The sequence below is a fragment of the Acinetobacter sp. YH12058 genome (assembly GCF_013419805.1).
Lineage (GTDB): Bacteria > Pseudomonadota > Gammaproteobacteria > Pseudomonadales > Moraxellaceae > Acinetobacter > Acinetobacter towneri.
The window spans coordinates 42953-54263 of the sequence record NZ_VOZL01000018.1 but is presented as its reverse complement, the minus strand read 5'-3'; the positions used below and the strand labels follow the sequence as shown (position 1 = coordinate 54263).

8 protein-coding genes are annotated in these 11311 nt (G+C 38.7%); 6 read left to right on the top strand and 2 right to left on the bottom strand.

From position 1 onward, the window contains the following. Window positions 1–94: 94 nt before the first annotated feature. Both FTU09_RS10760 and metG read right to left on the bottom strand, forming a co-directional pair. Window positions 95–319, bottom strand: coding sequence for a hypothetical protein (locus FTU09_RS10760; RefSeq protein WP_180080282.1), 225 nt, complete (start codon window positions 317–319; stop codon window positions 95–97). Between the two features lie 64 nt (window positions 320–383). After that, the gene (gene metG, locus FTU09_RS10755) at window positions 384–2441 is read right to left on the bottom strand and encodes a methionine--tRNA ligase (RefSeq protein ID WP_180080279.1); all 2058 of its coding nucleotides are present in this window, start codon (window positions 2439–2441) and stop codon (window positions 384–386) included. A gap of 278 nt (window positions 2442–2719) precedes the next feature. On the opposite strand from metG, the gene apbC reads away from it, so the two are divergent. The 6 genes from apbC to FTU09_RS10725 all read left to right on the top strand — a co-directional run bounded on the left by apbC (window position 2720) and on the right by FTU09_RS10725 (window position 11302). Further along, window positions 2720–3973, top strand: coding sequence for an iron-sulfur cluster carrier protein ApbC (gene apbC / locus FTU09_RS10750; RefSeq protein WP_004975505.1), 1254 nt, complete (start codon window positions 2720–2722; stop codon window positions 3971–3973). A 372-nt stretch (window positions 3974–4345) separates the two neighbouring features. Further along, window positions 4346–4939, top strand: a complete 594-nt coding sequence (locus FTU09_RS10745) for a LysE family translocator (RefSeq protein ID WP_070152620.1) — start codon at window positions 4346–4348, stop codon at window positions 4937–4939. A gap of 446 nt (window positions 4940–5385) precedes the next feature. Further along, window positions 5386–5955 (top strand): dCTP deaminase, encoded by a 570-nt coding sequence (gene dcd, locus FTU09_RS10740; protein WP_004975507.1) that lies wholly within the window; start codon window positions 5386–5388, stop codon window positions 5953–5955. Window positions 5956–6198: 243 nt separating this feature from the next. After that, the gene (locus FTU09_RS10735) at window positions 6199–8289 is read left to right on the top strand and encodes a hypothetical protein (protein ID WP_180080277.1); all 2091 of its coding nucleotides are present in this window, start codon (window positions 6199–6201) and stop codon (window positions 8287–8289) included. Between the two features lie 13 nt (window positions 8290–8302). Beyond that, entirely contained in the window at window positions 8303–9022 is a 720-nt protein-coding gene (locus FTU09_RS10730; RefSeq protein ID WP_179989682.1) for a hypothetical protein, read from the top strand. A 33-nt stretch (window positions 9023–9055) separates the two neighbouring features. Beyond that, window positions 9056–11302 carry a DUF6160 family protein gene (locus FTU09_RS10725; protein ID WP_180080274.1) on the top strand — a complete coding sequence of 749 codons (2247 nt, stop codon included), beginning with the start codon at window positions 9056–9058 and terminating at the stop codon, window positions 11300–11302. The last annotated feature ends 9 nt before the right edge of the window (window positions 11303–11311 follow it).

The following is an 11311-nucleotide window of genomic DNA, read 5'->3' as shown; positions in this document are numbered from 1 at the left end:
TCAACAATACAAAAAATTTCTGTAAAATCGTACATGGTAGTTAGAGCCTTTGGGTTGTGTCGTAACTTTCTAAATGGCTCTAACTACCTTTTTTTCAAGGGCTTTTCTTATCCGTAATTCGGGTTAAATATGTTCCAACATCAATAAAGTGGCCTGCTAAATTAAAGTACAACTTTAATACAATACTGTTTTTATCATATTTATCCAACGCATTTAATGTTACTTCACAACCTAGTAGAGCATCAGACCATTCATCTTGATCAATATAGTTGGAAATAGCATTTATCGTTTCGTTAATTTTTTGTAGTTCCAGTTTCATTTTGAATTTTTTATAAAAAAGCCCTACTTGAATATAGCAGGGCTTTTTATAAGTGTCTAAAATCTTAAGACACTTTATCACCTGGTTTAGCGCCAAATTCAGGTGAAATCACCCAAACACCGTCGCCATTACCTGCTGCAAGCACCATACCGTTTGAAATACCAAAACGCATTTTACGTGGTGCAAGGTTAGCCACCATCACCACCAATTTGCCTTTTAAATCTTCTGGTTGATAAAATTCACGAATACCACTAAACACATTACGTGGCTCAGCTTCACCTACATTTAAAGTTAATTGAAGCAGTTTGTCTGAACCTTCAACGGTTGCAGCCTCTAAAACTTCTGCAACACGTAAATCAATTTTGACAAAGTCATCAATCGTGATAATTTCCGCTTCACCGACTTTAGGTTCTGCTTTTTTCTCTTTGGCTTTTTCTTTTTTCTTTTCCGTTTTTGGTGCTTCAGCAGGTGCGGCTAAAGAATCTTTAGATGCATCTACCATTGCAGCTACCGCTTTCGGATCAACACGTTGCATGAGTGGTTGGAACAACGCAATTTCATGACCGACTAAAACAGTTTTACGTGATTCAAAGTTAAAGCTATCTAACTGCAAGAAAGCTTGAACCTGTTCAGCCAAAGTCGGCAATACAGGAGCCAAGTAAATCGCCAATTGACGGAACAGGTTAATCCCCACAGAACATACGTCATGAACTTGCTGTTCTTCACCTTCAATTTTGGCTAAAGCCCAAGGCTTTTTCTCATCAATATATTGGTTGGCGCGGTCTGCAAGTGCCATAATTTCACGAATGGCGGCAGAGAACTCTCGCTCTTCATAGGCATTGGCAATTGAATCACCTGCAGCAATAAAGCTTTGTACTAACTCAGGTTCTGCACAGCTCGCACTTAATTTGTTATCAAATTTGGTGTTGATGAATTTGGCACAACGGCTGGCAATATTTACCACTTTACCTACAAGGTCAGAGTTTACTTTCTGCACAAAATCATCCAGATTTAAGTCAGAGTCTTCAACTTTATCAGACAGTTTTGATGCAAAGTAATAGCGTAAATATTCAGGATTTAAATGCTGTAAATACGTTTCTGCTTTAATAAATGTGCCGCGAGATTTCGACATTTTTTGACCATTTACAGTCAAGAAACCATTTACAAATAAACCTGTAGGCGTGCGATAACCCGCACCATCTAACATTGCAGGCCAGAATAAAGCGTGGAAATATACGATGTCTTTACCAATGAAGTGATAGACTTCTTTGTCTGAATCTTTTTTCCAATAATCGTCAAAATTTAGGTCAGGGCGTTTGGTTTTTACGTAGTTTTCAAAACTCGACATATAACCAATTGGTGCATCAACCCATACATAAAAATATTTATTTGGTGCGTCTGGAATTTCAAAACCAAAATATGGTGCATCACGTGAAATATCCCAGTCATTCAAGCCATTTTCAAACCATTCATCTAATTTGTTGGCGATCGAAACTGGCAAACGACCTTCATCGCGCGTCCATTTTTGCAAATATTCGCCAAAATTAGGCAATTTAAAGAAGTAATGATCTGATGATTTTTCTACTGGCGTTGCACCGCTCAAAGTCGATTTTGGATTAATCAGCTCAGTCGCATTATAGGTTGTGCCGCAAACTTCGCAAGAATCGCCATATTGATCTTCCGCTTTACATTTTGGGCAAGTGCCTTTAATAAAACGATCTGATAAGAACATGCCTTTTTCAGGGTCAAATAATTGCGTGACGGGACGAACAGCAATATTGCCTGCATCACGGTTTTTGACATAAATTTCGCTGGCACGTGCGCGGTTGGTGTCGCTATGCGTTGAATCATAATGATCAAAATGCACGCCAAAACCGTCAAAATCGCGAATGTGTTCTTGTTGCACATTGGCAATTTGCTGTTCAGGGCTAATCCCGTTGGCTTCGGCACGCAGCATGATTGCTGTACCATGCGCATCATCCGCACAGACATAAGTCACGTCATGTCCCATTGCACGCATGGCGCGAACCCAGATATCTGCCTGGATATAACCGAGTAAGTGACCCATATGGATCGGACCATTGGCGTATGGTAGGGCGTTAGTGACTAAAATTTGACGCACGGATATAACTCTCTCAAATAGGGACGATGCAATTCGGGCAATTTTACCTTAGATAGCACATAGATGCACAAGGGATTCCAGGAATTCTTTTCAAATCCGCTTAGAAGGCTAAATACAATATCGAAACAAGCTCTTGGTCTGCATTTGAAGATAAATCATGTCAAAAACCAAGCAATATACTCAGAATTAAGTATTTCAGTGATAGCACGACTTAACCTTATACTGAATTATCGTTACACTATCAAAATCGCGGTATTTCCAAACTTTGGAGTAAATCTATGTCTTGGCTTTCTTCACTTAAATCAGTTTTTTCACCTTCGCATACGGTGAATGAGGAAGCTATTCAGCACGTGCTACAAAGTTATATATTGCCTGAATCTGAACATGCTTTAAAAGATCGTATTTCTCAAGTGAATGTGCAAGGTGATATTCTGCAAATCACCATCAATACTTATCCTGAAGAAAAACAACATTTACAACAAATTCATGATGAACTGGCAGATGCTTTAGAAAAATGCGGCATTAAAGAACTGAATATGCATGTGATTCAGCAGAAATCTGGACAGAAAAAAGAAAGTTGTGGGCATCAACATGCTGAAGATGAAAGCTGCGCAACATCGACCACACAGACTGCAACATCTCATTTACCACCGGTGGTCGATGCTGCGGGCCAAAGTTCAATGCAAGAAGCCGATCCGAATAATCCACCGATTCAAAAAGCTGCGCCACACCAACGTGATGTGCCGAAACATCCGCGTATTCAAAACGTAATTTTGGTATCTTCAGGCAAAGGCGGGGTTGGAAAATCTACCACTACAGTAAATTTGGCTTTAGCTTTGCAAAAGCTCGGCTTAAAAGTTGGCGTATTGGATGCCGATATTTATGGTCCAAGTATTCCGACCATGCTCGGCAATGCAGGCAGAACCCCAATGATTGAAGCCGAGCAGTTTGTACCGTTGGATGCTTTTGGGATGCCTGTGTTATCCATCGGACATTTAACAGGTGACCACAATACACCTGTAGCGTGGCGTGGACCAAAAGCCACAGGTGCATTAATGCAGCTCTTTAATCAAACCTTATGGCCAGATTTAGATGTGTTGATGATTGATATGCCACCAGGAACGGGGGATATTCAACTGACCCTTGCACAGCGTATTCCTGTAACGGGAGCGGTGATTGTGACTACACCACAAAATGTTGCCTTAATGGATGCTGTGAAAGGCATCGAGCTGTTTAATCGTGTGCAAATTCCTGTGATGGGCGTAATTGAGAATATGTCGACGCATATCTGCTCAAACTGCGGCTACGAAGAACAAATTTTTGGTCAAGGTGGTGGCGATAAACTGGCAGAACAATATGACATTCCGTTACTTGGGCGTTTACCATTGAATGTCAGTATTCGTGAAAATGTCGATGCAGGTACGCCGTCAGTGATTGCAGGCGATGATGCTGCCGATAGTTACATTGCGATTGCCAAGCAAATTGCAAAAAAACTGCCTAAAGCTGAAAAAGATCAGAATCGTATTTTCTAGTGAGGGATCTCAGCTTGGAATGATTGCAGTTGCAGTCATTAAGTTATCATCCTTTAAATTTTGACTGATTCACCTTTAAAAGCTAAATCACAATATTTTGAAAATTTGGCTCACTTCGGTGAGCTATTTTTTTTGATTAAAAAATACACAAGCATCTGATTTAATGGTGTTTAATCTCTAAATACCTTAAAAATGTTAAGATAAAATGACTTATAAGTTACCATTTAATTAAAAAATATTTTTTATATAAGTGATTGAATAAAATAATAAATTTAAAATGTTAAACTGATCAAGAATTTGTCTTACAAAATACTTTTTGCCAATTGCAATGAACTATTTTAATCTGCGCTCATTCAGTAGTGAGGTCAATGCATGATTTCATGGTTTTTTATCGGTTTGGTGATCACAATTTTATTGACACCAGGGCCAACCAATACCTTGCTTGCATCATCAGGTATTCAGGTTGGTATCCGCAAATCTTTCCGATTAATTCCAGCAGAAGCATTGGGTTATTTGATTTCTATTACACTTTGGGGCGCCTTAATTGGTACGGTGTCTACTCATCTCCCGTTGTTGCCCACCATTCTAAAATTATTCAGTGCAAGCTATATTATTTTCTTGGCGATTAAATTATGGCGCACGGCTAAAGTCGAGCAAAGCTTTAATCAACCTACGATCCGTGCGAGTGAGCTATTTTTAGCGACTTTACTGAATCCTAAAGCATTGTTGTTCGCCTCTGCAATTTTCCCAACGATTGCATGGGTAAAAGCAGACTATTATGTGGCACACATGCTGGCATTTTTATGTTTAATCGTGCCGATTGCCTTTTTCTGGACATTTATTGGTTCCGTGCTTGCTAAAAATAAAATTAGCTGGCTCAATCAGTGCAATCTACAAAAAACAGCTTCTATTGTGTTGCTGAGCTTTTCAATTCCTTTAAGTTATTCGGCTTTGTTGAGTCTATAAAACCAAAGTTGTATCTAAAAGTTGTATCTACTGGAAATAGGGTCTGTTGACATTTCATAAATGGCTTGCGCTGTAGGCTAAAACTGAGCAGATCAGGCATGAAACGCAGGGAATAGTGGGTCTATTGCCAAGTTTCATAACGCAATCTGAGAAAGTTTTAGCCACATGAGCGAGAACAAAGCATTGCTTTGTTTGCTGCGCAAGGGGACAAGCATATTTTTTGCTGCTATTGCGTTATGTGCCAGTCATTTAGAATGACTAAATTTCCTGTCCCATGCCTTATATCAGCTAAAAAATATGCGTTGTCGCAAACATAGACGAATTGTCAACAGACCCTAATCATTGCACTTAAAAAAGCGATGTGAGGGAAACGGCTGGTTTTCATTAACTTAGATTTCAGTTAAAGTACAGCACAGTTAAACATTCATATTTTGGATAGAAAATAAATGGCAATTAAGTCTGATCGTTGGATTCGCGAAATGAGCGAAAAACACGGCATGATTGAACCGTATGCAGAAAACCAAGTTCGCTTTGACGAAAATGGCGAGAAACTCATTTCTTATGGTGTTTCTAGTTATGGTTATGATGTACGTTGTGCACGTGAATTTAAAGTCTTTACCAATGTTCACTCCGCAATTGTCGATCCAAAAAACTTTGATGAAAAAAGTTTTATCGATATTGAGTCAGATGTGTGCATCATTCCGCCAAACTCGTTTGCATTGGCGCGTACCGTTGAATATTTCCGTATTCCGCGCAATGTATTGACAGTGTGTTTAGGTAAATCGACCTATGCACGTTGCGGTATTATTGTGAATGTGACGCCACTGGAACCAGAGTGGGAAGGTCATGTAACTTTAGAGTTTTCCAATACCACGAACTTACCTGCACGTATTTATGCAGGCGAAGGTGTGGCACAAATGTTGTTCTTTGAATCAGATGAAGTTTGTGAAACCTCGTACAAAGACCGTGGTGGTAAATATCAAGGGCAGACAGGCGTGACCTTGCCTAAAGCATAAGTGATTAACCCATCACAATTTTTCTGTTGAACAAGCGAGCCAATGTGCTCGCTTTTTTTTCATTCATCGGAAAGCTGTGCTGTTTAGCCAGTTTGTTTTGCATTTGCATAAATATTCAGCATAATTAAATATGAGAATGGTTTGGCATAATCACGTTTTTAAGGATAAAAACACTCAAATAAATAGCCAAGCTATAGATAAATAAAAGAAAGATGCGGAGCATCAGATAAAAGGAAGGTCGAGATGACTGAACACGCAATTACTTTCCCTTTTCGTAAGCGTTGCTTAGCCACTGCTATAGGCTTATTTTTGACGAACCCGAGTTATGCTTTACAAGCACTCTCCGATGACTCTTTGTCAAATACCACAGGCGAAGGGGTTGCTTTAGTCCTTGATGATTTCAAAATGGTGTTTCAGCAACCGAATGACCTATCAACAGGGTCGAGCTATACACGTGGGCTAGAAAACCCAAGTCAATATGATACGGGCTTTATTCGTATTATCCCGACGGGGGAGAATTATGCGCAGTTGGCAGAAAGTGCATACCATACGGTTTATAACAATACTTATAATCAAAGTGTTTTAGAAGGTAAGGCAGCACATAAATATAACGAAACTTACCGTTCAACTTATGAACAAACCTATACAAGTCAATATTCAACTCTGTATCAAGAATATACTAAAAATATTGAAAAAGATGTTGAAGCGAAAACAGAAACATTTACATTTGATGTTCGTGAAGGTTTTTTTAATAATGAGACACTCAAGTATTATTACAATCAACGTCTTGCAGACTATAGGGATGGGACTTGGGGGCGTAGAAAGAGTTTAAAAAAAGATGGAACTACTGCATATACCACACGACCAGTTAGCGAGGATCCAACTGGCGTTTTAGAGTATGAAAAGAAAGCAAAAGAATATGCTATTACAAACACTTATGAAATGCTTGATCTTTTATATGGGAGTCGGTCGGCAGAAGCTAATAATGATTTATTGAATTCTGATTTTTATAAAGGGCTTGGCAACTTTACTCGAGCAGACCAAGTTGGCTCACAAGTAGACACATTAATACAGGCTGAAATAATCAAAGAAACAGCATCGGCTGATATTCGGGCTAAATATAATGCGAGTCAACTTGCAGAAGATACAGCCAAGTCTGCTGTGGCAGAAGTTTATGCTCAAATTATACAATCGGCTGAACAGGCAGCGGAAATTGCTGCATTAGGTTCTCCTGTGCAATCTTTAAGAACCAAAGCAGATGTCTTTATTTATGGTCTGGCATTATCTAAAAGTGATAACTCTTTAAGCAGTCGTTATAGCAATCAGGGTTTTAACTGGGGTTCTGCAGACAATCCATGGTTATTCCGTGCAGGTACAGAAAAAGTCAAACAATTTAAAAATGTAGAAAAAGATGTCGGTTATTTGGCACTTGAGGCACCGCTCGCAACTACTACAGCAACTGAAAGTGATAATAATATTAAATTGGGCTTTTGGACTGATATTTTTTCGCGTCAGTTGAAATCAAGCGCAGAGGTTGATCCGAGCACTGGAGCACCAAAATCGGGTTTAGATAAAGAGCACCGTTTACGCACTCAGTTTGTTGCCAATGGTTTAAGTCTAAATGGTTCACAGACCCGAATATTTCAGACTTTAGACTCGGATAACCCAAATCATCATCAAACCTTGGGTATGGCAAGTGTATTGCGTTTAAATACCAATGATAATCCTGCGAATTTAAGTTTCACAGATTCAAACTTAGACAGTAAAGGGATCCGCATTAGTACAGCAGCGAAATCAGATACTTTGGATGGAACGGCGGTCACACCAGCAATAGATGGTTCATTGGCACCAGTTTTTCATGATACAGAGGGTTTGTATTTATACAGTCCGAATATAAATTTAGTTTTAGGGAATATGTATCAGCCTTTTGTGGTTGGTTCTGAGGGCAATAATATTGTGCTAGAAGTAACACGTATTCCGAATGTTCCTGAAATTTACAATAAAATTTATCAAAATTATGAAGATGGAAAGGGTGGGTATTTAGGTTCTACAGCATTTACAGGTTCTACCTGTAATGTGGTGAGTTGTGGCACACCGCTAAAAGCCAATGTCAATGACAGTGCTGCGATGTATCAAGGACGTAATGCGACGCATAGTAGTATTGCAATTGGTACTGTAGAACGCTTGCCAAATAATATGTTGCGTGCCAAAGATCATACGGATGCCACAGGTGTTGTATTTAAGGGTGTAGATGGTACTGCTAAGAATCTAGGTTCAGTTGCAATAGATGGTGTGCTGATTCAGCACCTTAAATTTAAAACAACAGGTCTATAAAAGGAGAATCATCATGTTGAAAAAACTGTCTTGTATTGCATTGATGTGTAGTCCTTTGACCCATGCCAATTTAATTGCACTGGAAAATCATGAATTAACGCAGGCTACTGGTCAAGGTGGAGCAGACCTCAGTTGGACGTTATCGTTAAACCATGAATATGCCGAAAATTTAGAACTCAGCAATATTTCTAAATTTAATGGTGGGACTAAACCTACAGAAGTTTATTATCGCTATAGTAAAAATTGTGCTGACAATAATGTGCTTTGTCGTTTAGCGATTGCACCCAATAACCATGAAGATAATAACGGCAATAAAAAATGGCTGGTATTTAAACAAATTCAGGGCACCATACAAATAGATAAATTTTCTTTAGATGGCACGACTATTATTAATCATAAAAATGACCCACAAACGGCAATGCAGCTTAAGTTTTATGATGATAAGCCATTAAAAATAAGAAATTTGGGTTTTGCAACCATGGCGATCGAAACAGGTACAGGGCAGGGAGCAAATGAAGGTTATGCAAATTCAGAGGTATATACCAAATTTCAAGGAAGAAATTATCAGCAAAATGGTAGTTATAGCCCAGTTGAGCAAGAAGATGTCCCTTTGTTTGATCAGGGCGCTGAAAAAGGATTTATGGGCTTAAATATTCACGGCAATATGCACATGTCTGGCAATGTGAAAATATTTAGCTACAACTGTACAGGTTCAGCAGCAAGCCGTTGTTGAATATAGGATTAAGTACAGTATCGGGAAATAAAAATGAAAAAAATAATGCAGTTAAATTTATTAACATTGAGCGTACTTTGTGCGCAACAAGTATATGCTTTAGAGTTGATTGCAGACCAGCATTTGTCTGATGTAAGTGGGCAAGATGGTATTGTAATCACCCATGAAATGTCCAAAGCCACGATTAATCAAGTCAATTGGTATGATCCTGATTTAGTGGGTGGAGCTCAACTGGGTCTAGGCTTACATAATGTAGAAATTAAAGGACAGAATAACCAGCCTATTATCAGTAAGCTTGCTTTAGATGTGGGTAAAACTGATGTTGGTGCAGGTGTGCGTATCGATGCGAGCATTGATGCTTTTCAATCGACTGCAGATTTAAACTTAGTCAAAAGAAACTGTGTTGGAAATAGTTGTACCAAGGAAACACAAAGCTTGGGTCAGTTCGGCTTAGAAATTAAATCACCTTTAAAAGTTCTGTTAGAAACCAAAGCAGGTTTATTTAATCAAAATGAAACGGCACATTTAAATTTTCAGCTGCAGAATGCCAAAATTAGTCATGGTTTAGGTAAGCATCAATTATCTATGCATGATTTTAACTTTAATTTTGCGACTGACGGCTATATGTACATTGATGCCGATGAGGGATTGGTCTTTACCACTAAAAATAGTACCACCGACCATTTTGTTAATCTTGGACGAGTGAAAGACCTGAGTGATGTTGCTAGTAGCCGACAAAATGCAACTAACCCTGGGGTCAATATTGACTTGCGTTATGATGATAAAAATTTAATTCGCTTTGGTGCATCAGGTGCGGTAAGCAATGCGAAATTGTTTTTTAATGGGCATCAAAAAAATGTTGCCAATTTTGACGTTTCGAATAAGGTCAATGGTGTAATTGAAACTAAAAATACTGCAGTTACAGGCTACGATACTGTGGTGGGGCAAGGTGGTTTGCATTTGGGCTTATCTGCTGATTTTACCAATCAAAATACGGCAGGCTTGGCTGCAGGGCAATTACCAACAACCTTAGAAATTGGGCACACAGGAAAAGGCAGTTATGCGGTTGAGTTTTCGAATTTAAGACCGCTAACCACACGTGATGCACAAGGTGCTTTGCACAATAAAAATGCTTATATTGATTTTGGCGATATTTATATTAATACCGTACAAGCGAAAAACCTCAATTTTTTAGTCAATGAAAATATTAAAAATACCATTGGTGCAACCAGTCCTATTTTAAACCAGTTGCTATCGAGTAAGCTTGAAGGTGACCAGTTCTCACTGATCGCTGTTCGTGGTATGGACTTTCAGTCTATTGCAGCCAAAGCTAGAATTATTTCTGACAACTCTTTAAATGAATTGACAGGAGATGGTGGTTCTTGGGGTATTGGGATTCCAATTTATAATTTAAATGCCAATGTGGCCTTGTCGGGTAAACAATATCTGTCACCTTATGATGGAACGAACAAAACTGGAATTGGTTATAACGCTATTGTTTCTACCGAAGGTTATGGCATTGATTCAAAAACAGGCTTACCAAGTACCACTTCTATTATCTTAATTGACGGGCAAGACAGCCTGCATGCTGGTGAAGCTGTCAACTATTATGCTGGTTTAAGAAATATTGATGCATTAATTCAGTCCGACGGTGTGATTGGTTATGAAGATGAAGGGATTTATATTCGTGCAGATCATTTATTAGTTGCAGCAAAAGCAGAGTTAGCGATTGGACAATTACCAGGTTCGAAATACAACTGCGTCACAGGATCAACTAAATGCGGTGGTTTTGTACCTTACGATAATTTCTCTAAGAAAGATGATGTGTTGACCACAATTGCTTTTAAATTAGATGGCAATGGTGAATTGTTGGTAATTCCTGGAATGGATCCTACCGATACTAATCCGAACTCAAACTTTTTGTCTTTTGATGCGAACTTTAAGTTTAGAAGTTTAGATAGCACAGAAAAGTCGAATCCGAAGAACTTAGGTAGTTATTTTAGTTTAATTAATGAAGATCAAGTGAATAATGAAACTGTTCAAACTTCTTCAATAAACTTGAATCGAATGGAAGGTCATTTAGGTGTTAAAGGAAAAGTTGTTGTCAGTGCAGATACGGTCACTTTAGACAATCAAGTTAAATTTAATTATAAAAATGATATTGCTCAACCCTTTAAAACAGACTTTGCAATGTCTACCAATGGCAATATGCAGAAAATCGCATCTGTCGTGCTTACAGGTGGAACCATGCGCAGCACATTGGGCATTACGCCACGCTAAAGGATAGAA

Bases quoted from the DNA above. Each gene is read 5' to 3' on its own strand.
- FTU09_RS10745 (WP_070152620.1), top strand. From the start codon at position 4,346: ATGATTTCATGGTTTTTTATCGGTTTGGTGATCACAATTTTATTGACA.
- FTU09_RS10730 (WP_179989682.1), top strand. From the start codon at position 8,303: ATGTTGAAAAAACTGTCTTGTATTGCATTGATGTGTAGTCCTTTGACC.
- apbC (WP_004975505.1), top strand. From the start codon at position 2,720: ATGTCTTGGCTTTCTTCACTTAAATCAGTTTTTTCACCTTCGCATACG.
- FTU09_RS10735 (WP_180080277.1), top strand. From the start codon at position 6,199: ATGACTGAACACGCAATTACTTTCCCTTTTCGTAAGCGTTGCTTAGCC.
- FTU09_RS10760 (WP_180080282.1), bottom strand. From the start codon at position 319: ATGAAACTGGAACTACAAAAAATTAACGAAACGATAAATGCTATTTCC.
- dcd (WP_004975507.1), top strand. From the start codon at position 5,386: ATGGCAATTAAGTCTGATCGTTGGATTCGCGAAATGAGCGAAAAACAC.
- FTU09_RS10725 (WP_180080274.1), top strand. From the start codon at position 9,056: ATGAAAAAAATAATGCAGTTAAATTTATTAACATTGAGCGTACTTTGT.